This is a genomic window from Sphingomonas sp., assembly GCF_032114135.1.
Classification (GTDB): Bacteria; Pseudomonadota; Alphaproteobacteria; order Sphingomonadales; family Sphingomonadaceae; genus Sphingomonas.
Genome location: NZ_DAMCTA010000001.1, coordinates 2,083,173 through 2,109,021, shown reverse-complemented (window position 1 = coordinate 2,109,021; position 25,849 = coordinate 2,083,173). Strand labels below are relative to the sequence as shown.

Here is a 25,849-nt window from a genome sequence, read left to right as displayed (position 1 = left end):
CATAGGGAAGAAACGGGCCTTGGTCAGCCGCTTTTGCGGGCGATCAGTTTCCGGCGAGACCGATCGGGATATAGTTGCCGATGTTCTTGCGCTGGACGTAGAGGACGACCTGCTTGCGGCCCGCGGCCTTGGCGGCAGCAGCGGCCTTGCTCAGGTCGGCTGCGGTGCGCACCGGGGTCTGGTTGATCGAGACGATCACGTCGCCGCGCTGCAGGCCCTTGCCGGCCGCATCGCTGCTCGGGTTGACGCCCAGGATCACCACGCCGCCGATCGACGGATCGACCCCGACCGAACGCGCGATCTGCGGAGTCAGCGGGGTGACGCCGATGCCGAGCAAGGCGGCGGGTGCGGTGGCGGCGCTGCTGCCGTCGTCGCCGTCATCGCCCTGCGCGCCATCCTGGTCGTTTGGATCGAACTGGGCGAGCTGCTCATCGGGGGGGCGCGTGCCCACGGTCACATTCACCGTCTGGCGCTTGCCGTCGCGCAGCAGCTCCACCGGGATGCGGGTGCCAGGGGTGACGTTGCTGACGATGTAGGACAGCGTCTGGTCGGGCGTGATGTCCTTGCCGTTGACCTTGACGATCACGTCGCCCTGCTTGATCCCCGCCTTCTCCGCGGGCTGGCCCGGTTCGACGCGCGCGACCAGCGTGCCGCGGTCCGAGGGCAAGCCGAAGCCGGCCGCGAGGTCCTTGGTCAGGTCCTGCATCGCGATGCCGAGATAGCCGCGGGTGATCGTCTGGCCCTTCATCAGCTTGTCGATGATCGGCTTGGCTTCCTCCGCCGGGATCGCGAAGCCGATGCCGACATTGCCGCCGGTGGGCGACAGGATCTGCGAGTTGATGCCGATCACGTTGCCGTTGAGGTCGAACATCGGGCCGCCCGAATTGCCGCGATTGATCGAGGCATCGGTCTGGATGAAGCGGTCATAGGCGCCAGCGCCGGTCACGCGGTGCGTCGCCGAGATGATGCCGGCGGTGACGGTGCCGCCCAGGCCGAACGGATTGCCGATCGCCAGGATCCAGTCGCCGACGCGGGCGCGCGCCGAATCGCCGAACTTGACGAAGGGCAGCGCGGTACCGTCGATCTTGAGCACCGCGAGGTCCGACTGCGCGTCATGGCCGATCAGCTTGGCCTTGAAGTCGCGACCGTCGGCCAGCGTGACGGTGATCGACTCGACCACCGCGCCCTGCGCACCGGCCGAGATGACGTGGTTGTTGGTGACGACATAGCCGTCCGCCGAAATGACGAAGCCCGAGCCCAGCGACTGCGCCTCGCGGGTCACCGCCTGGCCCTGGCCCTGGCCGAACATCTCGAACGGCGTGCCGGCGAACGGATTAGCGTTCACCTTCACGCGCTGCGTGGTCGAGATGTTGACGACCGCGGGCTGGAGGCGGGCAACGAGATCGGCGAAGCTCATCGGCGCGCCGGCCTTGGGGGCCATCGCCTGGATGGTGCCGGGCTCGTTCTGCGCGGTCTGCGCGCCGGCCGGCTGGTTGAGCGACAGTGCGGTGGCGGCGCCACCCAGCAGGATCGCGGTAGTCAAGGCGTAGGCGTAACGCACGGGGTCATTTCCTCTCGAAAGGAATGGTGTTCGTCTCGATCCGCGCTTCTACCCAGCGCGGCTGAACCTGATTTGAATATGAACGAGCGGACAGACTCATCGTTGCCCGGTGAACTCGCGCAGATATTCGTTGTTCGGCGACAGGATGATCTGGCTCTCGCCCTTGGCATCGGGGCTCAGGAAGGTGGTCCGGTACGACTGCATCGCGCGGTAGAAGTCGTAGAATTTCGGATCCTTGTTGAACGCCGCCGCGTAGATCTGCGCAGCCTGTGCCTGCGCATTGGCGCGGATGATCTGCGCGTCCTTGAGGCCCTGCGCCTTGATCGTCTCCGCCTCCTGGCGGCGCGCGGTGGCCATGCGGGTGAGCGCGCTGGTCAGCGGCGAGCCAGAGGGCAGCTCGGTCTGCTTGATCCGGACGTCGACGATCTGCACGCCGTACTGGCTGGCGAGCCGCTGCAGTGAATCCTGGACATTGTCCATCACCTGGCCGCGCTCGGGGCTGAGCAGCGTGCTCGAGCGGCGCTTGCCCAGTTCGTTGCGTAGCGACGAGCGCAGCAGCGGCTGGAGCTGCTCGCGCAGGCGGTCCTCGGTCCCCACCGTCACCACCATCCGCAGCGGATCGGTGACGCGGTAGCGGGCATAGGCGTCGATCTCGAGCCGGAGCTGGTCGGTCGACAGCACGGGTTCGTCGGGCAGGTCGACGTCGAGAATCCGCTTGTCGACCCACACCAGTCGGTCGACGAACGGGATGCGGAACACCGGCCCGGCATTGGTGCGGCCGAAGCCCTCACCATCCTTGTAGGCGTTGACCGTGCGGTACGGCTTCTCCAGCCGCAGCACGACGACCTGCTTGGTCTCCGGCACGATCGCGACGGTGCTCATCAGCACGATCAGCACGACGATCACTGCGACGACGAGCGCGATCGGATTGCGGGCCCAGGCCATCACTTGGCGCCTCCCGAATTCTGCGCATCGGCGGGCGCATTGCCCCGGCGGAGTGCCGGCAGCGGCAGATAGCTGTTCACGCCTGGTGCCTCGACGATCGTCTTGTTGGTGTTGGCCAGCACGGCCTCCATGGTCTCGTAATAGAGCCGGCGCTTGGTCACTTCGGGCGCCAGCTTGTACTGTTCGTAGATCTTGTCGAACTCGGCGGCTTCGCCCTGCGACGCGGCGATCACGCGCTGCGCATAGGCATTGGCGTTGTTGCGGTTCGATTCGGCTTCCTGCTGCGCGGCGGTGACGGCCTTGAAGTCGTCGTCGACCTGCGCGGGCGCGGCGGCCTTCTGGATCGCGACACCTTGGATGCGGATGCCCGCGCCATATTCGTCGAGGATCTTCTGCATCGCGACCTGGGCCTCGGCCTCGATCTTCGAGCGGCCCTCGCCGATCGCCTCGTTGAGCGTGGTGTTGGAAATCACCGCGCGCATCGCGCTTTCCGCGGTCGCGCGCACCGTGTCGCGCGGATCGGCGATCTGGAACACATAGGCGGAGGCACTGCGCACATCCCAGCGGACCGAATAAGCGAGGTCGACGATGTTCTGATCGCCGGTCAGCATCAGGTTCTCGCCGCTGTTCGGGAAATTCTCGGTGCGGATGTTGCCGACATCGACGACGTCGACCAGCTGGAAGGGGGCGGGCAGAGTGAACTGGATGCCGGGATCGAGCGTGCCCGAATAGCGGCCGAGGAAGGTGACCACGCCCTTCTCGCGCGGTCCGATCGGATGGATCGAGGTGTAGAGCACCCACACCGCCAGCAGGCCGGCGAGGATCAGCAGCCAGAGCCGCGCCCCGGTGGGCACGCCGGGCAGGCCGCCGCCACCGCCGCCGCTGCGTGCCCGCCGCCACAGCTCGTCGAGCGCGCTGGGCGAGCCGGGCTTGCCGCGACGGCCCTCGGGCGGGACGGACCACGGGTTGCGTGGGCCCCCGCCATTGCCGTCATCCTTGTCCGGGCCGCCGCCCCAGGGGCTTTTCGGCGGCTCGTTGTGGAAGGTGCCGGACAGCGCGTCACGGCCAGAACTATTCACCATGCCGACCTTTATAAGCAGGGCGACGCGGATTTACAGTGGCGTCGGACGATTGTGTACCTATGTGCCGCGGCATGACTGACCCGCAGGACCTTTCCGCCGCCCTCGCCCCCGTTTCCGCCGGCCGCGCCACGGTGCGGCTGGAAGGCGGCCGCGCCAATGTCGTGCTCGACGTGACCGGCCTTGCGCCCGAGACGCGCGACGCGCTCGAAGCCGAAGTGCGAAGCGCCGCCGCGGCCTTGCCGGGGGTCGCCGAGGTGCGCATTCTCCTCACCAGCGAGCGCCGCACGCGCCGCATCCTCGCTGTCGCCAGCGGCAAGGGCGGGGTGGGCAAGTCGACCGTCGCCGCCAATCTCGCGATTGCGCTGGCGCGGCGCGGGCTCAAGGTCGGGCTGGTCGATGCCGATATCTACGGCCCCTCGCAGCCCAAGTTGCTGGGCGTCGAGGGCGTGAAGCCACAGGCGCGTGACAAAGTATTGCTGCCGATCGAAACCCCGTTCGGGCTCAAGATGCTGTCGATGGGCGGGCTCGTCGCCGAGGGGCAGGCGATCGCCTGGCGCGGGCCGATGGCGGGCGGGGCGCTCGGCCAGATGGTCGACGCCGACTGGGGCGATACCGAGCTGCTCGTGCTCGACCTGCCGCCCGGCACCGGCGACGTGCAACTGACGATGATCCAGAAGCACAAGCCGGCGGGGGCGGTGATCGTTTCCACCCCGCAGGACCTCGCGCTGATCGACGCCACCCGCGCGATCGACCTGTTCAACAAGGCCGGGGTGCCGATCGTCGGGCTGGTCGAGAACATGGCGGGCTATTGCTGCCCGCATTGCGGCGGCGTCTCCGATCCGTTCGGCAGCGGCGGGGCGGAGAAGGCAGCGGGCGCGCTCGGTATCCCGTTCCTCGCCCGCATTCCGCTGGCGATGGAAATCCGCGCTGCTTCGGATGCAGGCACCCCGCCTGCCGCTGGCGATACGGAGTCTTCCGGATCCTTTGTAACGCTCGCCGATTCGGTCTATGAATGGCTAAAGAGGTGATGCATGCCGCTGACGCGTGACGAAGACATCCGCACCCTGCTCGAGGAAACGCGCACCATCGCGATGGTCGGCGCGTCCGATCGTCCGAATAGACCCAGCAATGGCGTGATGGTGCTGCTGCAGCGCCACGGCTATCGTGTGATCCCGGTCAATCCGCAGATTACCGGCGAGCATATCCATGGCGAGTTCGTCTTTCGCGAACTGAGCCAGATCGGCGTGCCGATCGACATGGTCGACATCTTCCGCAAGTCCGAACATGCCGGCGAGATCGTCGACGCGGCGATCGCCGCCGGCGCCAAGTCGGTGTGGATGCAGCTCGACGTGATCGACCATGAAGCCGCGGCGCGCGCCGAGGCTGCCGGGCTCAAGGTGGTGATGGACCGCTGCCCCGCGATCGAGATCCGCCGCCTCGGCCTTGCCCCGCTCGCCGCTGCCTGATCAGAGCGCGGCGAGCGCCTCGCGCAGCCGCGCCACGTCGCGGGCATCCTGGTAGAGACCCAGACCGATCCGCAGCACGTCGCCGCGCACGTCGGTGACGATCTCGTCCTCCAGCAGCGCCTTCTGCCAGTTCGCCGCATGGGCGCTCCGCAGCGCCACGAAGCGGGCCTGAGTGGCATCGGGCGCGGCGGGGTTGATCCGCTCGGCGTCGAGCGGGAAGTCCGCCAGCAGTTGAGCGCGTAGCGGCGCGACATGGGCGTTGATCGCCGCCGTGGTCAGCCCCTCGCGCGCCAGCATCTCGCGCACCGCGACGAAGCGGTAGAGCCCCGACGGATCGAAGGTCGCGCCGAGGAAGCGTCGGGCGTCGGGCGCATAGCCGATTCGCCCCGGCGGCAGCGCGAGGTCCTCAAACTCGGCATACCAGCCGGTGATCTCCGGCCGCGGCCCGAAGCCCGGCGGCGCGTGGAGGAAGCCGACGCCTTCGCCCGCCATCGCGTACTTGTAGCCGCCCGCGACGTAGAACACCCGGTCCGCCACCGCCGACAGGTCGGTCTCCACCGCCATAAAGCCGTGATAGCCGTCGACCAGCACCCACGGCCCCTCCGGCCGCGCCAGCGCCGCGAGGTCGGCGATGCCGTCGAAGATATGGCCGGTGCCGAACTGGACATGGCTGGCGACGATCAGGTCGAAGCCGCCGCTCTGTGCGGTGGCGACGATCTCGCCCATCGGTACCCGCGTAACCACCGCCGTGCCCGCCTCTTCCCAGCGTAGCGACTGGCGGCGGAAGCTGTGGAACTCGCCGTCGGTGGCGAGGATGCGCAGCGGCCGGCGCGGGGCCATCGCCGAGACGATCCGCAGTAGCAGCTCGTGGGTGTTCGACGCGAACACCACCGTCGACGGATCGGGCAGGTGCAGCTCGGCGGCGACATGGGCCTGCGCGGCGGGCCAGATCTCGTCCATCACCCGGCCCCATTTGCGGTCGGCGAGCCGGGCGGCATCGTCCCACGCCGCCTGCTGGCCGAGCCAGGAGGCGTCCGGCCAGAGGTGATGGCTGTGCGCGGCGAAGTGCAGCCGGTCGGGGGCGGCGGCCAGCGCGCGCTGGAACAGGTGCTTGAAGCTGCTCACAGGTCGGTCCGCAGCGACCAGAGCTCGGGGAAGGCGCGCTTGGCGAGCGTCGACTCCAGATAGCTCACCCCCGGCGTGCCGCCGGTCCCCATCTTGCCGCCGATCACCCGGCTGACGGTGAGGACATGCTTGTGCCGCCAGGTCGCCATGGCGTCGTCGATGTCGACCAGCTTCTCGGCGAGCTGGTACAGGTCCCAGTAGCGATTGGTGTCGCGATAGACCTGGCCCCAGGCGGCGCGGACGTCGTCGTTCGGCTGGTAGGGCGTCGGCCAGTCGCGATGCAGCGCGGCATCGGGCAGCGCGAAGCCGGCGGCGGCGAGCGCGGCATTGGCATCGTCCCACAGGCTCGGCAGCGCGGCGGCTTCGTCGGTCAGCGGCCCCGGCACCCCGCCCCCGCGCAGGCCCAGCATCGTCTCGACCGCGCGGAACTGGTCCGACTGGAAGCCCGAGCTGCCGCCGAGCACCGAGCGGAAGCGGGTATAGTCGCTGGGCGTCATCGTCGCGAGCACGTCCCAGCTCAGCGTCATCACCGCCTGGATGCGGCTCACCCGCGCCAGGCCCTTATACGCCTCGATCAGCTTGCCGTCGCGCACCAGCCCCTTGGCGAGGTGCAACTCGGCGAGGATCTGCTTGAGCCACAGCTCCTTGGTCTGGTGGATGATGATGAACAGCAGCTCGTCATGCCGGTCCGACAGCGGATGCTGGGCGGCGAGCAGCTGGTCGAGGGCGAGATAGCGCCCATAGGTCATGCCTTCGGTCATGGCCGCGACGCTAGCAGCGGGGCGGGAAACGGCAATGGGGGAGGGTGTCGTCAGCATGTGGCGACCACGCTGAGCTCTTTCCGCGGCGTCTGAACCGACCGATATTGGTGGCAACCTGACAATGTTTCATTTTTCGCCGACGGGCGGATTTCGAGTTGCATGAGCTCAGCCTGATTGAGCAGGTCGATCACCGCCGGTTTGAAATCGGGATAAACTCGTAGCCATTCACCAAGCTCATCAAAGAATTGGTTTTGACAACGTCAATCACCTGATATTTATCAGACAGATTGTCGGCAACGTGGGAAGATGGAAATGGGCTTGTCGCTGATCTGGCTGCAGGCTGTTGCGGCGTTCAATCTGGTATGCACGGGGAACTCAGTCAGCGGCAGAATAGACGACTTTAAGACGTTCGAGGCGAAGAGCCCATTTAAACGAGAGATTCGCGTTGATCTGGAGCGCATGCGCTGGTGCGATGACGAGTGTACAGCGACGAGGCCCATCAAATCCTTTACCGAGACTGGCATCGTCTTCGATTTGAAGGAGGAGGCGGGCTTAGAAACGTGGCACATGGTGAACCGCGAGAGCGGCTCGTACATCTTGCGGGTGCGCGGCAGCGAGATCAACTACGTGCGTATGGATACCGGCTCTTGCGAGCGTGCGCCATTCACTGGGTTCCCCACCCGAAAGTTCTGAGCAACACCAAATACCCATCTCAAGGCAAGAGATGATCATAGGGCAGGTGAGTGGGGCGACGGCGTGTGGCGCGCTACCTTCGATGGCCGATGATGGGCGTGAGCGGGCAGGACCCCTCTGCGTCGCTGGTTGGGGATCGTTACCGCTACCACCGCCCATACCCCTACCAACGTCCCCTTTCCCTCCCCGCCGCACCGCGCTAAGGCCCCTCGCGAATCTTCGCATTCGCAGCACCCCGACGGTGCGCCCGCGCGGCCTATAATGGGCTGCGTCCACCGAGCGCCCGGCGGACCAGATCAGGGAAAGGACCCCGCGCCTCATGACCGCCATCGGCAACGATACGCTCGGCACGCGTGACTCGCTCACCGTCTCCGGCAAGACCTACAGCTTCTACTCGCTCCCCAAGGCGGCGGCGAAGCTCGGCGACATCAGCCGCCTGCCTTTCTCGATGAAGGTGCTGCTGGAAAACATGCTTCGCTTCGACGACGGCGTGACCGTCACGCCGGAGGACGCCCAGGCGATCGTCGACTGGCAGCAGAACCCCAAGGCCCCGAGCCGTGAGATCCAGTATCGCCCCGCGCGCGTGCTGATGCAGGATTTCACCGGCGTGCCCTGCGTGGTCGACCTGGCGGCAATGCGCGACGCGATCACTAAGCTCGGCGGCGACGCGGCCAAGATCAACCCGCTGGTGCCGGTGCACCTCGTGATCGACCACTCGGTGATGGTCGACGAGTTCGGCACGCCCCAGGCGTTCGACGACAACGTCAAGCTCGAATATGAGCGCAATGCCGAGCGCTACGAGTTCCTCAAATGGGGCTCCAAGGCGCTCAACAACTTCTCGGTGGTCCCGCCGGGCACCGGCATCTGCCACCAGGTGAACCTGGAATATATCGCCCAGTCGATCTGGTCGTCGCAGGCGCCGGACGGCGCGACGATCGCCTATCCGGACACGCTGGTCGGCACCGACAGCCACACCACGATGGTCAACGGCCTGGGCGTGCTCGGCTGGGGCGTGGGCGGCATCGAGGCGGAAGCCGCGATGCTCGGCCAGCCCGTGTCGATGCTGATCCCCGAAGTCGTCGGCTTCAAGCTCACCGGCAAGCTGGCCGAGGGCATCACCGCGACCGACCTGGTGCTCACCGTCACCCAGATGCTGCGCGCCAAGGGCGTCGTCGGCCGCTTCGTCGAGTTCTACGGCCCCGGCCTGCACGCGATGACGCTCGCCGATCGTGCGACCATCGCCAACATGGCGCCGGAATATGGCGCGACCTGTGGCTTCTTCCCGATCGACGACAAGACGCTCGACTATATGCGCCTCACTGGCCGCAGCGAAGAGAATGTCGCGCTGGTCGAAGCCTATGCCAAGGCGCAGGGCATGTGGCACGGCGCGGATGCGGTGGAGCCCATCTTCACCGACACGCTCGAGCTCGACATGTCGACGGTGCGTCCGTCGCTCGCCGGCCCGAAGCGCCCGCAGGACCGCGTCAGCCTCGACAGCGTCGACGAAGTGTTCAACGGCGACCTGACCAAGGTGTACAAGAAGGAGCAGCCCGCGCGCGTGGGCGTCGAGGGGCGCGACCATGACATCGGCGACGGCGACGTAGTGATCGCCGCGATCACCAGCTGCACCAACACCTCGAACCCGTCGGTGCTGATCGCCGCCGGCCTCGTCGCCCGCAAGGCGCGCGAAAAGGGCCTGACCCGCAAGCCGTGGGTGAAGACCTCGCTCGCTCCGGGCTCGCAGGTCGTGACCGATTACCTGAACAAGGCCGGTCTCACCGAGGATCTCGATGCGATCGGCTTCAACCTGGTCGGCTATGGCTGCACCACCTGCATCGGCAATTCAGGTCCGCTCGCCGAGCCGATCTCGGCTGCGATCAACGGCAACGACATCGTCGCCGCCTCGGTGCTGTCGGGCAACCGCAACTTCGAGGGCCGCGTTTCGCCGGACGTCCGCGCCAACTTCCTCGCCTCGCCGCCGCTGGTCGTCGCCTATGCGCTGAAGGGCACGGTGACCGAGGACATGTACGAGACGCCGATCGGCACCGGTTCGGACGGCAACCCCGTGTTCCTCAAGGACATCTGGCCCTCGAACGAGGAAATCCAGGGTCTGATCTCGGCGAACATCGACGACGAGATGTTCCGTTCGCGCTACGGCAACGTCTATCTGGGCGACAGCCACTGGCAGGGCATCTCGGTGACCGTGTCGGACACCTATGCCTGGCCGACCAGCTCGACCTACATCCACAACCCGCCCTACTTCGACGGCATGTCGATGACCCCGGCGCCGGTGCAGGACATCGTCGACGCCAAGCCGCTGGCGATCCTGGGCGATTCGATCACCACCGATCACATCTCGCCCGCCGGCAGCATCAAGGCGGATTCGCCCGCCGGTGCGTTCCTCCAGTCGCACCAGGTCGCCAAGAAGGACTTCAACAGCTACGGCGCGCGCCGCGGCAACGATGAAGTCATGGTCCGCGGCACCTTCGCCAACATCCGCATCAAGAACGAGATGGTGCCGGGCGTCGAAGGCGGCATGACCAAGTACTCCGGAGAGGTGATGCCGATCTACGACGCGGCGATGCGCCACAAGGCGGACGGCACCGCGCTGGTTATCGTTGCAGGTAAGGAATATGGCACCGGCTCGTCGCGCGACTGGGCAGCGAAGGGCACCAACCTGCTCGGCGTCCGCGCGGTGATCACCGAGAGCTTCGAGCGTATCCACCGCTCGAACCTGGTCGGCATGGGCGTGCTGCCGCTGCAGTTCGCCGACGGCGTGACCCGCGAGACGCTGAAGCTGGACGGCTCGGAAACCTTCACCATCACCGGCGTCGCGGGTCTCCGCCCGCGCCAGGAGGTGGAAGTGAAGCTGACGCGTCCCGACGGTTCGTCGGAAACCTTCCTCACCCGCTGCCGCATCGATACCGTCAACGAGCTGGAATATTTCCTCAACGGCGGCATCCTGCACTACGTGCTGCGCAAGCTCGCAGCCTGACCCATCACTGCAAGCAAAAGGCCGGCGTCCTCCCCGCGGAGGACGCCGGTTTTTTGTGCCCGCGATGTGCCGGGCAGCAATTCTACAACCGGCTAAGTATTCACGAACGTGAATATATGTGATGATCCCGCAACACAAGGTTTCATCAAAACAAAAAATTGTAACATTTCTTGCTTGACCCCATGCCGTCGGCTCCAGCACCTTGGTTAACGATCGGTAAACCGGGATTCGGTGCGATCGAAGTCATCGACCAAAATGGGGGTTCGGATGAAGACGACGAAGATTAAGGGCCTGCTGGCGACTGCGGCAGCTTTCGGCCTCGCGATTACTGCGGCTGCGCCTGCCGCTGCCCAGACCAAGATCGTGCTCAACGACATTGGCGGCGTCACGGGCTCGCCGGCGGAACTCGGATTCAAAATTGCTGCGAGCTACTGGGAAAGCGTTCTCACCAACAATGTGACGCTGCATTTCGACGTCGGCTTCGCCCATCTCGGCGGCAACATCCTCGGCGGCACCAACAGCAATCTGCTCACCAACGTTTCGACGAGCAGCTATTATGGCGCGCTGGCCGCCACCGGCACCAGCGCACTCGACGCGAGTGTGCTCTCGCATCTGGCGCCGCTGAGCGGCACCGGCAGCGTGTCGGCGATCGTGCCCGACTATGCCCGGCCCGCCACGCTGGACGGCGTCGCCGCCACCGGCTTGCGCCTCACGCCCGACGGCAAGGCGATCAGCAACTCCATGGCGCTCAGCACCGCCAATGCGCAGGCGCTGGGCGCGGCGGCCGCCAGTGTCGATGCGACGATCCGCTTCTCCAGCGACTTTGCCTTCGACTTCAACCCCACGGACGGCATCAAGGCCGGGACGGCCGACTTCATCGGCGTCGCCATCCACGAGATGGGCCATGCGCTGGGCTTCCTCAGCGGCGCCGACGATTTCGACTATTCGGTCGGGACCGGGTTCAAGACCGACAATTATTGGTGGGCCTATGCGCTCGACATGTTCCGCTACAGCGGCGAAGGGCAGCTGAACTGGGCGTTCAACCAGCCGTCCTATTTCTCGATCGATGGCGGCGCGACCGTCTTCCAGGGCAAGGACTATTTCTCGACTGGCGAGAATAATGGCGATGGCTGGCAGGCTTCGCACTGGAAGGCGAACAACACCTGCAGCAACTATGTCGGGGTGATGAACCCGTACACCTGCGGTGGACAGATGGACCAGATGACGTCCGCCGACCTCGCGTTGATGGACGCGATCGGCTGGAACGTGAACGTCGATGTGCTGGCCAATGGCGGCTACAAGTTCACGACCAACGACGTGGCGAAGGCCTGGATCGCCGCTGGCGGTGCGGTGCCGGAGCCGGAAAGCTGGACGATGCTGATCCTCGGCTTCGGCGCGATCGGCGGCGCGATGCGCTATCGCAATCGCTCGCGGCAGGTCCGCTTCGCCTGATCCCTGCTGACGGCAGGCTTGACGGCCTCGCTTCTCCGGAAGCGGGGCCGTTTTGCGTGGCGCCTGCTGCATTCACCTCCGTTTTGCACCTAGCTTTGCTTTCCAGCCTGCGATCGGTGGCGATAGCAGAACGGTGCGAAGCGGCGCATCGCGCCGGTCGTTCGCCTCGACCGGGAGTACGGCTATGGGAACGTATCGCGCATTATATTTGACGAGCATCGCGGCAGCACTGGTTGTACTCGCGGACCCGGCTGCGGCGCAGACGCATATCGTGCTGCACGACATCGGCGGTGTCGCGGGCTCTCCTGCCGACGTCGCGCTGAAGATCGCGGCGCATTATTGGGAATCGGTCCTCACCAACAACGCCACGATCCAGATCAATGTCGGCTTCCAGGCGCTCGATCCGGGCGATCTGGGGACGACCGGCTTCCGCTACTATGACGGCATCAGCATCGCCAGCTACCAGAACGCGCTGGCGGTCACCGGGAACAGCGCGCTCGACGTGCAGGCAGCGAGCCACTTCCAGCCGCTCAGCAGCGCGGGTACCCCCTCGGTTCTGATCCCGGCCTATGACGATCCGGTGCACAAGAACGGTGTCGGCACCTCGGGCGGCCGCATCGCGCCCAATGGCAGCATCATCGGCAGCACCGTCGCGCTGACCGGCGCCAATCTGAAGGCGCTGGTGAACAACGTGACCGGTCTTGACGCGGAGATCATCTTCTCGAGCGACTATGCGTTCGACTTCAATCCATCCGACGGGATCGCCGTCGGCAGCTATGATTTTATCGGCACCGCGATCCACGAGATGGGCCATGCGCTGGGCTTCACCAGCGGCGTGGATACGTTCGATAACGTCGTTGGGCCGGTCGAGCATATCGACGACATTCCGGTTGCCTATGGCATGGACCTGTTCCGCTATTCGGCGCCGGGCCAGCTTGACTGGCGGTTCGGCGCGCCCGCCTATTTTTCGACCGATGGCGGCGCCACGGCGTTCGGCGGCAATGCCTATTTCTCGACGGGTGAAAATTACGGTGACGGCTGGGAGGCCTCGCACTGGAAGATCGTAGGCAACTGCACCGGCTTCATCGGCATGATGAACCCCTATTCGTGTGATGGCGTGAACGACGTCGTCACCGCTGCCGATCTGGCGGTGTTCGACGCGATCGGCTGGAACCTCAACGTCAACGTGTTGGCGAACCCAGGCTATGCCGTCTCCACGGCGCAGATCTATCAGCGCTATTACCCCTTCAACGCCCATCGTTCCTTTGCGATCGTGCCGGAACCGGCCGCCTGGGCGATGCTGATCGCGGGGATTGGCTGGGTGGGCGCGGCGGCACGCTATCGGCGGAGGCGGGCGCTCGTCCGCTTCGGTTGAGCTGCGAGACCCGGCCCAAAGTCCCGCAGCCCCTCGCCGATCAGCCGCCGATGCCGAGCAGTTCGATCTTGAACAGCAACGTGGCGCCGCCGGGGATCGGCCCCTTGCCGCCGAAGCCATAGCCCAGCTCGGCGGGCACCGCGATTTCGATCGTGTCGCCTACGCCCATCAGCGGTACCGCGATCTGCCACGCGCGGATCAGCCGATCGAGCGGGAAGCGCGCAGGCGGGCCGCCGTACGAGCTGTCGAACTCGGTGCCGTCTACGAAGCTGCCGGCATAATGAAGCGAAACCGTGTCGGTAACGGCGGGATGGGGTCCCGAGCCGTCGCCCTTGATCCGCCGCCAGCGCAAACCGCCGTCGAGCACGCGCCAGCCCTGCGCCGAACCGCGACTGGCCAGCGCCAGCGATTGCGCGCTTTGCCAGCGCATGTCCTGCGATCGATCGACCGGGGCTTCCTGCGCGAGGGCGGGGGTGGCGGCGAGCAATGCCGCGACTATGAGCAACCCGCGCGCCATCAGCCGAGCGCCCGGCCGGCAACGGCGTCGAGCTTCGCCAGCAGCTTCGGATCGCGGGCAGAGGGAGCCGTGATCAGCGCCATGTCGAGGCAGGTGTCGATCGGCGAAGGCGTGCGCTCCTCAGGCAAATTGCGCAGCAGGTGCATCACCATCTTCCGGGCCTTCTCCGCATTGTTCGAGAGCTGGGCGATCACCTGCGCCACGTCCACCGCTTCCTCGCCTTCGCGCCAGCAGTCATAGTCGGTGACCATGCCGACCAGCGCGTACGGAAGCTCCGCCTCGCGGGCGAGCTTGGCCTCGGGCATCGCGGTCATGCCGATGATGTCGCAGCCCCAGCTGCGATACAGGTTGCTCTCGGCGCGCGTCGAGAATTGCGGGCCCTCCATCGCCAGATAGGTGCCGCCGACATGCGTGGTCGCCCCCGATGCCTGCGCCGCCTCGGCCGCCAATGCGGAGAGGCGCGGGCAGACTGGATCGGCCATCGAGACATGCGCGACCATCCCGGTGCCGAAGAAGCTGGACGTGCGACCCTTGGTCCGATCGATGAACTGATCGGCGATGGTGAAGGTGCCTGGCACGCGCTCCTCGGCGAGCGAGCCGACCGACGAGACGGCGAGCACGTCCGTCACGCCGAGCCGCTTAAGCGCGTCGATATTGGCGCGGACATTGAGGTCCGAGGGGCTGATGCGGTGGCCGCGGCCGTGGCGCGGCAGGAACACCACCTTCACATGCCCGACATGGCCGACGAAGCAGGCGTCCGACGGCGTGCCCCAGGGGCTCGCCACCTCCACCCATTCGCCGCCTTCGATGTCCTCGACATCGTAGAGGCCCGAACCGCCGATGATTCCGATCGTCCAACCGCTCATGCGTCACCCTTTGCTGCGTTGCGGCGGGCATAGGCGAAATAGACGACGAGACCCAAGAGGTTCCAGCAGCCGAACCAGAGCTGCGTCTTGGTCGGCAGACTGAGGAATAAATAGAGGCAGCCGAAAATCGCGCCGAGGCCGACGACCCAGGCGGCGGGGGTGCGGAACGGGCGGACGAGTTCGGGCGCGCGGCGGCGCAGCACCAGCAGGCACAGGCCGACCGCGGCGAAGGCGGTGAGCGTGCCCGCATTGGCGAGTGCGGCGATCTCGTCGATCGGCAGGAAAGCGGCGAACACGCTGACGATCGCGGCGGTGAACAGCGTGATACGCACCGGCGACCCGCGCCGCGATACCTTGGCGAGGCGCTTGGGCAACAGCCCGTCGCGCGCCATCACGAAGAAGATCCGGCTCTGGCCAAACAGGAAGCCTAGGATGACGGTGGGCAGCGCGACGATCGCGCTCAGCGCCAGGAACTTGGCGACGCCGGGCTGGCCGATCTCGCGCAGGATCAGCGCCAACGGCTCGGGACTGTCGGCGAAGCGGGTATAGTGGAGCGCGCCGACCGCGGTGAGCGCCACGATCATATAGATGGCGACGCATGCCACCATCGACCCGACGATTCCGATGGCGAGATCGCGGCCGGGATTCTTGGCCTCTTCGGCGGCGGTGGAGATCGCGTCGAAGCCGTAGAAGGCGAAGAAGATGATCGCGGCGGCGGCCATCATCCCGCGCTCCATCCCGCCGCTGGCATGTTTGGCGAAGCCGAACGGCGCGAACGGCTCGAAATTGGCGGAATCGAAATAGGGCAGTGCGACCGCGACAAAGACGGCGAGCGCGATCAGCTTCACCACCACCAGGATGGCGTTGAATGTCGCGCTTTCACGGGTGCCGAGGATCAGCAGCCCGGCGACCAGCCAGACGACGAAGAGCGCCGGCACGTTGACGCCCCAATGCGCCACCTGTCCGGCGACCATTTGCGGGCCGTGGGTGAGCTCGGGCGGCACGCCCATGCCAAGCAGGAACGGCGTCGCATAGCCCGACCAGCCGACCGCGACGGTGGCGACGACCAGCGTATATTCGGCGAGCAGGCTCCAGCCCACCACCCACGCGACGATCTCGCCCAGCGCGACATAACTGTAGGTATAGGCGCTGCCCGAAGTGGGGATGCTCGTCGCCAGCTCGGCATAGGCGAGCGCCGCACAGGCGCAGATCGCGCCGGCGACGACGAAGGACAGGATCACGGCGGGCCCTGCCCGGTCCGCGCCGACGCCGATCAGGGTGAGGATCCCCGTGCCAACGATCGCGCCGACCCCCAGCGCCACCAGGTGATACCAGCTCAGGGTGCGCGCGAGCTGGTGCCCGTGCGGCTGGTCCTCCGCCGCGATGATGGGTTTCAGACGAAACAGACTGGCCATGGATCCTCCCCGTTATTTTTGGCCCGCCGGTGATAGCGGGGTCGGGGGAGGGGGCAAGCCCGTGGCGCGCTTACTGCTGGCTGCAGCTCGTCAGCTTCGCTGCCTCGGACGACTTGGCGACCGCATCGCCTTCCTTCACTTGGTACAGCTGCGGCCAGCGCTTGCCGGTGACGAACAGCCGCTTGGTCGCCGCGTCATAGGCGACGCCGTTCGCCACATTGTCGGTGCCGCGGTCCTTGGGGCCCAGGTCGCTCACGTCAAGAAAGCCGGTGACCTTGCCGCTGGCGGGATCGATCTTGGCGATTAGGTTGGTCTGCCAGATATTCGCATAGATCTGCCCGTCGACCCATTCGAGCTCGTTGAGATTGGCGAGCGGGCAGCCATTGGCGGTCACCCGCAGCGTCGAGGTGACCTGCATCGTGTTGGGATCGAGGAAGCGCAGCACCGGGGTGCCGTCGCTCATGATGATGCCCTTGTCGTTGCGGGTCAGGCTCCAGCCTTCGCCGGTGTAGGAGAAGGTGCCGCGCGGCTCGAACTTGTCGAGGCCGTAGATGAAGCCGGTCTTGTCCTGCCAGGTGAGCTGGAAGAGCTTGTCGCCCCAGGCGACGATGCCCTCGCCGAAATAGGGGGCGGGAAGCGAGGTTTCCTGCTGCACCTTGCCGGTGGCGGGATCGAGCTTGCGGATCACCGATTCGCCGATCTGCCCCGTGCTCTCGTACATCGCGCCCTTCTCGAAGAAGAGACCTTCGGTGAAGGCGCTGCTGTCGTGCGGTAGCGTCGCGACGGCGACGGCGCGGACCACGGGAATGCCGCTCGGCTTGATCCGGGTGAAGGCGAAGGCGGCGCCTCCGACCAGCACGATCGCGGCCAAGACCACCAACAGGATGCGCTTCATCGGAACCTCTTCGCTTCTACGTGCGCCCACCCAAGCCGAAGCCGGGCCGCCGTGTAAACCCCTAGCGCGCCAGATCGCGGCGGACGTAGACGAGGAGATGGCTCTCCTCGCGGGGCGCGCGGAGGTCCAACCGATAGTCGCGGACGAGCAGCGGTGTCATCACCGCGAGGCTTTGCCGGTTCCACGGCGCGAGCGGCGGGTCCATCGTCACGACCACCGGCGGACGCTGGGCCATGATGCGGCGCACCTCGGCCGCCTCGTCGATCCCCGTCGCGCCCTGCTCGGCTTCATAGGCGAGGGTGGAGGGAAAGGCATAGGCCGTCGGCACGCAGGCATGGCCGAGCAGGTACAGCACCGAATCGCCGGCGAAGACATAGGGGCAGCCCTCACCGGCATGCGCGGCGACGATCCGCGCCGCGGCGCGGGCGGTGGCGCGATCGTCGGGCTCGATCTGCCAGTGGACGACGAACAGGATCGTTGCGGCGAGGGCGCTTGCTCCGAGTACGATCCGGGAGCGCCCGAGCGCGGGGGCGGCGACGATCGCGAAGGGCACCAGCAGCGGCAGGGCATAGTGATCGAAGAACGCCCCGATCATCGCGAAGCCGATCAGCGCCGCGGCGAGCCAGCCAAGGGCGGCCAGCAACTCCGCGCGACGCGCCTTCGGCTGCCAGCGCCAGCTCAGCACCGCACAGACGAGAAACGGTGAGAGCTGCGCGGTCGTGCCCGCGAGCCGATCGACGATCTTGGCGGCGGGATAGCTGCGCCGCAGTGCCACCGATGCGAAATTGGAGAACCAGAAGCTCGAGAACGCAGCGGGGCCTTGGGCACGGTACCAGGCGATCACGCCAAGCGTCGGCGCGAGACCGAGCAATGCCCATAACGCACCCGCACCGAAAAGTAGCGGCAGCTTCGCGCCCGCGCGGTGCAGGTACCAGAGGTGCGCCAGCCCGAAGAATGCGCCTTCCACGACCGGCGTGTATTTGGTCTGGATTGCGAGCCCTGCGAGCAGGCAGGCGACGGCACCCTGCAGGACGATTTGGCGCCGGTCGCGCGCCGTCGCGAGGGCGGGCAGCCGCAGCGTCAGCCAGCCGGCCGCCGCCATGAACAGGTTGTAGAACACCGGCGACTGGCCGCCGCGTCCGCTGAGATAGCCAAGCCACAGCAGATAGGCGCAACCCGCCGCCGCGGCACCCAGCCGCCGTGCGCCGAGCTCCTGCGCCGACAGCGCGATCAGCCCGGCGGTCAGTGCGGCGAACAGCGTCGCGGTCAGCTGATAGGCAAGGATGCCGTCGCCCGGCAGCAGCCGCATCCCCGCGAACAGCAGGAACAGCCCGAGCGGCTTGCGGTCCCAGAAATCGACATAGGGCAGCGCGCCGTGCAGCATGCGGTCGCCGACCAGTAGATAATATTGCTCGTCGACATGGATCACCGGGTTGCCGAAATCGTGCAGCCGCAGCGCCACCGCAACGCACGCGAAGAATGCCAGCGCCAGCGCGGTGCGCGGCAAGCTGCGTACCGGACGGGCGGCGCGAACGGGGGTCCAATGCTCCACGGGGGCGACCAATTAGTCGGCCCGGGCGCCGCCGTCATGCGCGAAATTTCTGCGACGATTGGTGCGGAATCCCGGAGTCATATCGTCGCAACGGTGCAGCGCGGCCGGCGGTAAATTTTTATCGCGAGGCCAGTGCGGATCGGTCGGGAAGGCGTCGTCTCTCGATCGGGTGGGAGGAGCTGGCCAAGCCAGGAACCAGCCGGCCGCACGCATGCGGCCGCGGTTTCTGGAAGCGGTCCCCTGCGCCCATTCGAATCGATGGGATGCTCGCAGCGATGTTTCTGGATCTTTCGAAGGACCCGTTCGACCGTCAGCCGGAAGGCCCGGCCCTGCAATGGACGGTGCTGGTCCCGTTCTTCAACGAGCGCGATTATCTCCCGGCGACGATCGAAAGCCTCGCCCGGCAGACGACGAAATGCACGCTCTTGCTGGTCGACAACGGTTCGACCGACGGCAGTGCCGCGGTGGCCGAGGCGTTCTGCCGGGCCCACAAGCTCGATTATCTGCTGATCACCGAACGCACCCCCGGCAAGGTCGCCGCGCTGCGGGCCGGGCTCGCCTGGGTGCACACGCGCTGGGTTGCGACCTGCGATGCCGACACAGTCTATCCGCCCCAGTATCTCGCCGCGGCGGAGGCAATTCTGTCGCGCCCCGGCCATGTCGTTGCCGGCGCCTATTTCATCGCGCGCGAGATCAGCGATCCGGCGCGGTTGACCGAGGCGGCACGGTTTCTCACCGCAGCGCGGCTGCTGCCGCGGCAGTGCCATGCCGGCGGCGCAGGTCAGGCCTTCTGCACCCGCAGCCTGCGGGCGGCGGGCGGCTTCGATGCGGCGCGGTGGAACTTCGTCCTGGAGGATCATGAAGTGATCCATCGCATCCTGCGCCACGGTCGCATGGGCTATGCGGCAGATCTGTGGTGTACGCCGAGCCCGCGTGAGCGCGATCGCGATTCGATCCGCTGGACGCTGTTCGAACGGCTGCTCTACTCGGCGGCGGCGCCGGTCGCGGGCGACTGGTTCTTCTACAAGTTTCTGGCGCGCCGGCTGCAGCGCCGCCGCCTGCTGAGCAATCGCATCCGCGAGCGCCAGTATCAGCATCTCGAAGGACCGGTGCTTGTCGCGTCTCATTCTCTGCTCTGACGATTTCGCCTATTCGCCGGCGATCAGCGCCGCGATCGTCCTTCTCGCCCAGGCGGACAAGATCAACGCGATCAGCTGCATGGCGGTGATGCCGGGCTGGGTCGAGGATTCGCGGCTGCTGGCGGAGGTGCCTGCGCATGTCCAAATCGGGCTGCACCTGACCCTGACGGAAGAGATGCCGCGCACCGCGATGCCGCGTTTTGCGCCGGCCGGGCGGATGCCGGCAATCGATCCGCTCGCGCGCGTGGCCGGGCGCTGGGGGGTGCCGCTCGACGAAGTGGCGATGGAGATTTCGGCACAGTTCGACGCTTTTTTTGCGGCGATGCGGCTGCCGCCCGATTTCGTCGATGGGCATCAGCATGTCCATGCGCTGCCTGGGATCCGCGACCTGGTACTGGCGGAAACCGCCGCCCGGGCACCGAATGCGTGGGTCCGCGACTGCACCGACCGCCCGCTGGCGATTCTGCGGCGCCCTTTTGCCGGCAAGGCGATCGGCAGCGCCTGGCATAGCCGGGGCCTTCGCAAGGCGGCCGCGGCGCTGGGGCTGCGGACCAATCGCGGCTTTGCCGGCCATTACGACTTTCGCGGCGACTATGCCGCGCTGTTCCCGCGTTTCCTGCGCCGCGCCGGACCGATGCATCTGGTGATGTGCCATCCCGGTGCCGGCGAGGGTGCCGGGGACAGTATCGCCGCGGCACGCGTCGTCGAAGCCAAGGCCTTGCACCGGCTGCCGATCGCCGACATGGCTGCAGCCGAGGGACTGGCGTTTCCGGCCTGACCCTCGCCGGGGGATCGTGGGGGCGTGGGCGACGACGGGCTGAAGGCAGTGTTCCTGGCGCAGCGGCCGATGCTGTTGCGCTTGCTCACCGCGCGCCTGGGCAACCGCGACGATGCCGAGGACGCGCTGCAGGACATGTGGCTACGGATCGACCAGCTCGCCGAGCAGCCGATCGCGCAACCCGCGGCGTTCCTTTTTCGCGTTGCCGCCAATCTTGCCACCGATCGGCGCATCGCCGCCGGCCGTCGGGGCAACCGCGACGCCGGCTGGATGGAGACACAGCCGGGCGCAGAGGAAGTGCCCGATGCCGAGCGCACGCTGGTCGCGCGCAGTGAATGGCACGCGGTCGAGGAAACGATCGCCGAGATGCCCGAGCGCATGGCGACCGCGCTCCGCCTGTTCCGTCTCGAGCACCGGCCGCAGCGTGCGATCGCCGAGCAGCTGGGGATAACGGTGAGCGGCGTCGAGAAATTGCTGCAACGCGCCTACAAGAAAATTCAGGAGCGGCTCGATTCCGGCGGTGTGGATTCCCCCGGCGAGCATCGTCTCGATAGTGAAAGGGGTTCCGACCGTGCAGGTTGAGACGGCAGACGCGATCGAGGCGGCGATTGCCTGGCAGCTGCGGCTGGTCGAGGCAGATGAAGCCGTGTGGGCCGCGTTCATCGCCTGGCTGGAGGAAAGCCCTGCGCATGCGGCGGCCTATGACCGCGTCGCCGCGGCCGATCGCCTGATCGCCGAGGCCCGCTTTCCCGAACCGGCCCTCGTGGCGGAAAACGACAATCTGCCTGCGTCGCGACGCTGGTTCTGGTGGGCGGGCGGCACCGCGGCGGCGGCGGCCGTCGCGCTCTCGGTGGTCCCGACGATCCAGCCGCGCGCGCAAACCTATCAGATCGCCACCCACGACGGTGAACGCCGGACGGTCGCGCTCGACGACGGCACCCGGATCGAGCTGAGCGGAGGGACCCAGCTGACGCTCGATCGCGCCAATCCGCGCGTCGCAAGGCTCGATCGCGGCGAAGCACTGTTCCATGTCCGCCATGATTCCCGCGCGGCGTTCACCCTCAATGTGGGCGACGTCGCGGTGCAGGATCTTGGTACCGTGTTCAACGTGACGCATTCCGGCGGTCGGATGCGTGTCGCGGTTTCCGAAGGGTCGGTGGCGTTCCGTCCGGGCAGCGCGGTGGTGACGCTGCATGCCGGCGATGCGCTGTCCGCGCGCGACGATGGTGGCGATGTGGCGCGCACGCGCGTGGCGCCCGACCTCGTCGGCGGCTGGCGCAGCGGACGTCTCAGCTTTGCGGACGAACCCTTGCGCGAGGTTGCGGGGTCGCTGAAACGGCTTTACGGCACCGACATCGCCCTGCGGGGCACGCTGTCGGAAAGGCCGTTCACCGGTGTCGTTCATTTTTCGGGCGTCGCCGATCGCGATGTGCCGCGCCTCGCGGAATTGATCGGGGCGACGTGGCGTCGTGACGGGGGGCAGTGGATCCTGGCGGAGCAGGGCGCTAGCGCGCCTTAGTCTCGCGCTTGCCCTGGCGCTTGCCGCCGCGCCGGCGCTTGCCCAACGCAGCACGATCACGCTGCCCGCCACGACGCTCGACATCGCCATCGGCCAGCTGGCCCGACAAACCGGCGCAGACATCGTCAGCACCGATCCCGGCCTCCGCTCGATCCGTACCCCGTCCATTCGAGGGGCGGCCGATCTGGAAGCCGCGCTCCGGCAATTGCTGCGGAACACCGGGTATCGGGCACGACGCCTCGCCGGGGGCGGCTACCGGATCGAACGCGAATCTTCCGTGCCCGCCCGCAAGCCGCCGCCAGCATCGGCCCGTATCGCCCCGCCCCCGCCGCTCGCGCCCGACCCCGATATCGTCGTCACCGCCAGCAAGCAGCGGATCACGCTGTTGCGGTATCCCGGCAGTCTCACCCAGGTGGCGGACCGGTCGGCGCTGCCAGGCACCGCCGCAGGCACGCTGAGCGATGCCGCGCATCAGGTGCCGATCCTCCAGAGCACCCAGCTGGGCGCGGGCCGCAACAAGGTGTTCATCCGCGGCATCGCCGACAGCAGCTTCAACGGCAGCACCCAGGCACCGACGAGCGTCTATCTCGACGACGTCCAGCTCAATTATTCGGGCCCCGAGCCGGGGCTGCGGCTGTACGACATGGCCAGCGTGGAAGTGCTCGAGGGGCCGCAGGGCACGCTGTACGGGTCGGGCGCGATCGGGGGGGTGATCCGCCTGACTTCGAATCCGGTCAACCTGCATGCCGTCGCCACCGCCGCCACGAGCGGCGTTACCGCGACCGGGGGTGCCGAGCCCGGCTATGATCTCGCCGGCATGCTCAACCTGCCGCTGCTGCAGGACAGGGTGGGGGTGCGCCTTGTGGGCTATCACATCCGCGACGGCGGCTATCTGCGCGACGACGATCGCCGCATCCACGACGTCAACCGTAGCGATACCAGTGGCCTGCGCGCAGCCATTCGGGTGGCGCCCGGCGACGGCTGGCAGGTGGAAGCGAGCGGGGCCGGGCAATGGATCGAGGCCAAGGACGGTCAATATGCCGAGCGTCTGGAAGGGCTGCTGGTGCGCCGCACGCTGCTCGCCCAGCCCTTCGACAACCGGCTGCTGTTCGGCCGCCTGGTCGTCAGCAAGGACTGGGACAGCGGTCTTCGTTTTGTCTCGGCCAGCGGGATCACGGGCTATGACACGCGCGAGACGTTCGACGCCACCGCGCGCAATGCGCGTGGCGCGGTACTCAGTCCGCGCACCATCTACCGCGCCAATCACGACAAGCAGCTGCTCAGCCAGGAAGCGCGGCTGTCGCGGTCGCTGCCGAATGGCAACAGCTGGGTCGCGGGCTTCACGCTGGTCAGCGATCGTGACGTCCTGACCCGCAGCGTCGCCCAGGCCGGCCGGGATATCACCATCGTCGGCGTCACCAACGTCACCAATGCGGCGTCGGGGTTCGGCGAGGCGACCTTCGCGCTCAGCCCCCGGCTGTCGGTGACGGCGGGCGGGCGCTATTCGAGCGCGCGTACCGATGGCGATCCCTCGGCGCAGGCGCGACCGTCCGCCTTCGTCAAGGGGCGGCTGACCCGTCGCCTCGATCCTACCCTTGCCGCGTCGTGGCGGCTCGCTTCGGACCTCGCGCTGTTTGCGCGCTTCCAGACCGGTTATCGGACCGGCGGTCTCGCGGTGGCGCCGGGGATTGGCCGGGTGGCAGATTATAAGTCCGATGCGATCACCGTGGTGGAGACTGGCATCCGCAAGCTTCGGCGCGGGCCGACGGGGCTGGCCGCATCGGGCAGCGTCTCGGCCGCATGGTGGGAAAATGTCCAGGCCGATCTCATCACGCGATTGGGCCAGCCTTATACCGCCAATATCGGCAGCGCGAAGATCGTCACGCTGGAGGGCAATCTCGACTGGATGCCGGTGCCCGGCCTTCATGCGCAGGCGCTGTTCCTGTTCACCGACAATCATGTCGAGGGACCCATCGCGGACCTGTCCAAGCGCAACAACCGCCGCTTGCCGGAGACGCCGCCTTTCGCCGCACATGCCGGGCTTTCCTATGCGTGGGGGGCTTCCCGGGCACAGCCGCGGGTCGGGCTGTCGGCGGATTATACTGGTCGCTCGGTGCTGGGCACCGGGGACTTTCTCGACGTGAGCCAGGGACGCTACTGGACCGCCGATGCTTTCGCCGCCCTGCGCTTCGGCAAGGCGGAGCTGAGCGTCACGCTGAACAATCTCGCCGATCGCCGCGCCAACCAGTTCGCCTTCGGCAATCCGTTCAGCCTGGGCCTGCGCGACCAGCTGACCCCGCTGCGCCCGCGCAACATCCGGATCGGGATCACGACGGGGTGGTGACGTCCGCCTCGGGGACCAGCGGAAAGCGCAGTGAAACGCAGGTGCCTTCGCCCGGACGGCTCTGCACGATCAGCCGTCCTTGATGCACCTCCATGATGCGGCGGACGATCGAAAGGCCGAGACCGGCGCCGTCGGAGCGCTGGTGGTCGGCGCGCCAATAGCGGTCGGTGGCGTCCTGCGGGTTGGACGCGGCGATACCGGGACCGTCGTCGCGGACCAGCAACACGCCGTCGGGCGCGACCAGCACCTCGATCATGGTTCCCGGCGGCGTGTGCCGGCTGGCGTTGGTCATCAGGTTGGTGAGCGCGAGACCGGCCAGCACCGGGTTGCCGCGTATCGGCACCGGCGACGGCGGCGCATCGAGCGCGATGGTATCGCCCACCGCGAGGATCTGCGGCGCAAGCAGGCCGATCGCTTCCTGGGCAAGGGTGCGCGCGTCGAATGTCTCGAACTTGTCGTCGGCCGTCGCCTCGAGTGTAGCGAGGTCCTGCAACTGCGCGACGACATGGCCAAGACGATCGACCGAGGCGCGCAGCCTGGCACGCAGGCCGGGATCCTCGACGCCTTCGAGCTCGACCCGGTGCACGGTCAGCGGCGTGCGCAGCTCATGCGCGACGTTGGCGACGAACTCGGACTGGTTGCGAAAGCTCGCCTGCAACCGTGCGAGCAGGTCGTTGGTCGCGTGCGCGAGCGGCGCCACCTCCAACGGCAGGCCGGCTTCTTCGATGCGGAGATCGAGATTGTGCGGGCCGATGGCCGCTGCCTGGCGCGAGGCATCGCGCACCGCGAAGAACAGCCGGGCGATCAGCGCGCTGTTGATCAACGGCAACAGCAACAGGATCGAGATCAGCACCGGATCATAGCGCCGGACGAAGCCGTGGATGACGTCGTCGAGGATCGCGCCGGGGCCGGTGCGATCCTGCGTCACGATCACCCAGATGCGGGCAGCGCCCACCCGTACCGGCTGGCTTACGCCGACAAAGGCGCCCGCGCGAAATGGGACCGGTCCGGCCGCGCGCGGGGCATTTCGCCAGGGCACGAGATCGGCATAGGGGCTTTCGGCGAGCGTCCGGCCCCCGGTATCCGCGACGACGAAGGCGCGGCCGTCATAGGGGGAGGCGTAGAGATGGGTCAGCGTCGGATCGAGCCGGACCACCGGCCCGCGCACGTCGACACGAATGCGCTGGGCGATCGCCTGCGCCTGATCGGCCAGGATGCGCTGTTCGTAGCGATGCGCCTCGGTTCGAAGGAACGAGGCAAGCAGCATCGGCAGCGCCACCGCAGCGATCGCGATCGCGCCCAGTTCGAGCAGCAGGATGCGGGCGATCAGCGAGCGCGGCCAGAATCTCATCGCGCCGGTCTATCGGAA

Annotated in this window: 23 protein-coding genes; 11 read left to right on the top strand and 12 right to left on the bottom strand. The window is 67.1% G+C overall.

All coding sequences use genetic code 11. From position 1 onward, the window contains the following. Nucleotides 1-43: 43 nt before the first annotated feature. The 3 genes from RT655_RS10020 to RT655_RS10010 all read right to left on the bottom strand — a co-directional run bounded on the left by RT655_RS10020 (nucleotide 44) and on the right by RT655_RS10010 (nucleotide 3,588). Nucleotides 44-1,561 carry a Do family serine endopeptidase gene (locus RT655_RS10020; protein ID WP_313536481.1) on the bottom strand — a complete coding sequence of 506 codons (1,518 nt, stop codon included), beginning with the start codon at nucleotides 1,559-1,561 and terminating at the stop codon, nucleotides 44-46. 96 nt (nucleotides 1,562-1,657) lie between these two features. After that, complete coding sequence (locus tag RT655_RS10015; protein ID WP_313536480.1) at nucleotides 1,658-2,506, bottom strand: protease modulator HflC; 849 nt, start codon at nucleotides 2,504-2,506, stop codon at nucleotides 1,658-1,660. Beyond that, a complete protein-coding gene (locus tag RT655_RS10010) occupies nucleotides 2,506-3,588 on the bottom strand; it encodes a protease modulator HflK (protein ID WP_313536479.1) in 1,083 nt (360 codons plus the stop codon). Before RT655_RS10010 ends, RT655_RS10015 begins: the two co-directional genes overlap by 1 nt. A gap of 71 nt (nucleotides 3,589-3,659) precedes the next feature. Between RT655_RS10010 and RT655_RS10005 the strand changes: the two genes are divergently transcribed. Both RT655_RS10005 and RT655_RS10000 read left to right on the top strand, forming a co-directional pair. Then, nucleotides 3,660-4,616 (top strand): P-loop NTPase, encoded by a 957-nt coding sequence (locus RT655_RS10005; RefSeq protein ID WP_313536478.1) that lies wholly within the window; start codon nucleotides 3,660-3,662, stop codon nucleotides 4,614-4,616. A gap of 3 nt (nucleotides 4,617-4,619) precedes the next feature. After that, the gene (locus RT655_RS10000) at nucleotides 4,620-5,054 is read left to right on the top strand and encodes a CoA-binding protein (RefSeq protein ID WP_313536477.1); all 435 of its coding nucleotides are present in this window, start codon (nucleotides 4,620-4,622) and stop codon (nucleotides 5,052-5,054) included. On the opposite strand, the gene RT655_RS09995 is transcribed toward RT655_RS10000, so the two are convergent. Genes RT655_RS09995 through RT655_RS09985 form a run of 3 tightly spaced genes read right to left on the bottom strand, consistent with a single transcriptional unit; the run spans nucleotide 5,055 to nucleotide 7,131 of the window. Next, nucleotides 5,055-6,179: an aminotransferase class V-fold PLP-dependent enzyme gene (locus RT655_RS09995; RefSeq protein ID WP_313536476.1), complete on the bottom strand. Its 1,125-nt coding sequence runs from the start codon at nucleotides 6,177-6,179 to the stop codon at nucleotides 5,055-5,057. After that, the gene (locus tag RT655_RS09990; RefSeq protein ID WP_313536475.1) at nucleotides 6,176-6,940 is read right to left on the bottom strand and encodes a tryptophan 2,3-dioxygenase; all 765 of its coding nucleotides are present in this window, start codon (nucleotides 6,938-6,940) and stop codon (nucleotides 6,176-6,178) included. Before RT655_RS09990 ends, RT655_RS09995 begins: the two co-directional genes overlap by 4 nt. A 50-nt stretch (nucleotides 6,941-6,990) precedes the next feature. Further along, nucleotides 6,991-7,131 (bottom strand): hypothetical protein, encoded by a 141-nt coding sequence (locus tag RT655_RS09985; protein ID WP_313536474.1) that lies wholly within the window; start codon nucleotides 7,129-7,131, stop codon nucleotides 6,991-6,993. A gap of 121 nt (nucleotides 7,132-7,252) precedes the next feature. Between RT655_RS09985 and RT655_RS09980 the strand changes: the two genes are divergently transcribed. From RT655_RS09980 to RT655_RS09965, 4 genes are all read left to right on the top strand, one after another. Further along, a complete protein-coding gene (locus RT655_RS09980; protein WP_313536473.1) occupies nucleotides 7,253-7,633 on the top strand; it encodes a hypothetical protein in 381 nt (126 codons plus the stop codon). A gap of 319 nt (nucleotides 7,634-7,952) precedes the next feature. Further along, nucleotides 7,953-10,628: an aconitate hydratase AcnA gene (acnA, locus tag RT655_RS09975; RefSeq protein ID WP_313536472.1), complete on the top strand. Its 2,676-nt coding sequence runs from the start codon at nucleotides 7,953-7,955 to the stop codon at nucleotides 10,626-10,628. A 267-nt stretch (nucleotides 10,629-10,895) separates the two neighbouring features. Then, complete coding sequence (locus RT655_RS09970) at nucleotides 10,896-12,080, top strand: NF038122 family metalloprotease (RefSeq protein WP_313536471.1); 1,185 nt, start codon at nucleotides 10,896-10,898, stop codon at nucleotides 12,078-12,080. A gap of 208 nt (nucleotides 12,081-12,288) precedes the next feature. Further along, a complete protein-coding gene (locus tag RT655_RS09965; RefSeq protein WP_313536470.1) occupies nucleotides 12,289-13,455 on the top strand; it encodes an NF038122 family metalloprotease in 1,167 nt (388 codons plus the stop codon). Between the two features lie 40 nt (nucleotides 13,456-13,495). Here RT655_RS09965 and RT655_RS09960 read toward each other — a convergent pair whose 3' ends face one another. The 5 genes from RT655_RS09960 to RT655_RS09940 all read right to left on the bottom strand — a co-directional run bounded on the left by RT655_RS09960 (nucleotide 13,496) and on the right by RT655_RS09940 (nucleotide 18,700). Beyond that, nucleotides 13,496-13,972 (bottom strand): FKBP-type peptidyl-prolyl cis-trans isomerase, encoded by a 477-nt coding sequence (locus RT655_RS09960; RefSeq protein ID WP_313536469.1) that lies wholly within the window; start codon nucleotides 13,970-13,972, stop codon nucleotides 13,496-13,498. Further along, nucleotides 13,972-14,838 (bottom strand): S-methyl-5'-thioadenosine phosphorylase, encoded by an 867-nt coding sequence (locus tag RT655_RS09955; protein ID WP_313536468.1) that lies wholly within the window; start codon nucleotides 14,836-14,838, stop codon nucleotides 13,972-13,974. The genes RT655_RS09960 and RT655_RS09955 overlap by 1 nt, the downstream gene beginning before the upstream one ends. After that, complete coding sequence (locus RT655_RS09950) at nucleotides 14,835-16,253, bottom strand: amino acid permease (protein ID WP_313536467.1); 1,419 nt, start codon at nucleotides 16,251-16,253, stop codon at nucleotides 14,835-14,837. Before RT655_RS09950 ends, RT655_RS09955 begins: the two co-directional genes overlap by 4 nt. Before the next feature lie 70 nt (nucleotides 16,254-16,323). Further along, nucleotides 16,324-17,148: a glutaminyl-peptide cyclotransferase gene (locus RT655_RS09945; RefSeq protein ID WP_313536466.1), complete on the bottom strand. Its 825-nt coding sequence runs from the start codon at nucleotides 17,146-17,148 to the stop codon at nucleotides 16,324-16,326. Between the two features lie 61 nt (nucleotides 17,149-17,209). Then, nucleotides 17,210-18,700 (bottom strand): hypothetical protein, encoded by a 1,491-nt coding sequence (locus tag RT655_RS09940; RefSeq protein ID WP_313536465.1) that lies wholly within the window; start codon nucleotides 18,698-18,700, stop codon nucleotides 17,210-17,212. 275 nt (nucleotides 18,701-18,975) lie between these two features. On the opposite strand from RT655_RS09940, the gene RT655_RS09935 reads away from it, so the two are divergent. Genes RT655_RS09935 through RT655_RS09915 form a run of 5 tightly spaced genes read left to right on the top strand, consistent with a single transcriptional unit; the run spans nucleotide 18,976 to nucleotide 24,480 of the window. Beyond that, nucleotides 18,976-19,839: a glycosyltransferase family A protein gene (locus tag RT655_RS09935; RefSeq protein WP_313536464.1), complete on the top strand. Its 864-nt coding sequence runs from the start codon at nucleotides 18,976-18,978 to the stop codon at nucleotides 19,837-19,839. Further along, on the top strand, nucleotides 19,814-20,617 hold the full coding sequence (locus tag RT655_RS09930) for a ChbG/HpnK family deacetylase (RefSeq protein WP_313536463.1): 804 nt from the start codon (nucleotides 19,814-19,816) through the stop codon (nucleotides 20,615-20,617). Before RT655_RS09935 ends, RT655_RS09930 begins: the two co-directional genes overlap by 26 nt. A gap of 24 nt (nucleotides 20,618-20,641) precedes the next feature. Next, a complete protein-coding gene (locus tag RT655_RS09925) occupies nucleotides 20,642-21,199 on the top strand; it encodes an RNA polymerase sigma factor (RefSeq protein ID WP_313536462.1) in 558 nt (185 codons plus the stop codon). After that, a complete protein-coding gene (locus tag RT655_RS09920; RefSeq protein ID WP_313536460.1) occupies nucleotides 21,189-22,136 on the top strand; it encodes a FecR domain-containing protein in 948 nt (315 codons plus the stop codon). The genes RT655_RS09925 and RT655_RS09920 overlap by 11 nt, the downstream gene beginning before the upstream one ends. Next, a complete protein-coding gene (locus RT655_RS09915; protein WP_313536459.1) occupies nucleotides 22,087-24,480 on the top strand; it encodes a TonB-dependent receptor in 2,394 nt (797 codons plus the stop codon). Before RT655_RS09920 ends, RT655_RS09915 begins: the two co-directional genes overlap by 50 nt. Here the strand turns inward: RT655_RS09915 and RT655_RS09910 are convergent. Then, nucleotides 24,464-25,831, bottom strand: coding sequence for a HAMP domain-containing sensor histidine kinase (locus RT655_RS09910; protein WP_313536457.1), 1,368 nt, complete (start codon nucleotides 25,829-25,831; stop codon nucleotides 24,464-24,466). The two genes, RT655_RS09915 and RT655_RS09910, sit on opposite strands and share 17 nt — an antisense overlap. Between the last annotated feature and the right edge of the window lie 18 nt (nucleotides 25,832-25,849).

What these genes read in the sequence shown, in the direction of transcription:
- RT655_RS09935 (WP_313536464.1), top strand. Translation starts at nt 18,976, where the DNA reads ATGTTTCTGGATCTTTCGAAGGACCCGTTCGACCGTCAGCCGGAAGGC.
- RT655_RS09945 (WP_313536466.1), bottom strand. Translation starts at nt 17,148, where the DNA reads ATGAAGCGCATCCTGTTGGTGGTCTTGGCCGCGATCGTGCTGGTCGGA.
- RT655_RS10005 (WP_313536478.1), top strand. Translation starts at nt 3,660, where the DNA reads ATGACTGACCCGCAGGACCTTTCCGCCGCCCTCGCCCCCGTTTCCGCC.
- RT655_RS09955 (WP_313536468.1), bottom strand. Translation starts at nt 14,838, where the DNA reads ATGAGCGGTTGGACGATCGGAATCATCGGCGGTTCGGGCCTCTACGAT.
- RT655_RS09950 (WP_313536467.1), bottom strand. Translation starts at nt 16,253, where the DNA reads ATGGCCAGTCTGTTTCGTCTGAAACCCATCATCGCGGCGGAGGACCAG.
- RT655_RS10010 (WP_313536479.1), bottom strand. Translation starts at nt 3,588, where the DNA reads ATGGTGAATAGTTCTGGCCGTGACGCGCTGTCCGGCACCTTCCACAAC.
- RT655_RS09990 (WP_313536475.1), bottom strand. Translation starts at nt 6,940, where the DNA reads ATGACCGAAGGCATGACCTATGGGCGCTATCTCGCCCTCGACCAGCTG.
- acnA (WP_313536472.1), top strand. Translation starts at nt 7,953, where the DNA reads ATGACCGCCATCGGCAACGATACGCTCGGCACGCGTGACTCGCTCACC.
- RT655_RS09960 (WP_313536469.1), bottom strand. Translation starts at nt 13,972, where the DNA reads ATGGCGCGCGGGTTGCTCATAGTCGCGGCATTGCTCGCCGCCACCCCC.
- RT655_RS09910 (WP_313536457.1), bottom strand. Translation starts at nt 25,831, where the DNA reads ATGAGATTCTGGCCGCGCTCGCTGATCGCCCGCATCCTGCTGCTCGAA.
- RT655_RS10000 (WP_313536477.1), top strand. Translation starts at nt 4,620, where the DNA reads ATGCCGCTGACGCGTGACGAAGACATCCGCACCCTGCTCGAGGAAACG.
- RT655_RS10015 (WP_313536480.1), bottom strand. Translation starts at nt 2,506, where the DNA reads ATGGCCTGGGCCCGCAATCCGATCGCGCTCGTCGTCGCAGTGATCGTC.
- RT655_RS09980 (WP_313536473.1), top strand. Translation starts at nt 7,253, where the DNA reads ATGGGCTTGTCGCTGATCTGGCTGCAGGCTGTTGCGGCGTTCAATCTG.
- RT655_RS09970 (WP_313536471.1), top strand. Translation starts at nt 10,896, where the DNA reads ATGAAGACGACGAAGATTAAGGGCCTGCTGGCGACTGCGGCAGCTTTC.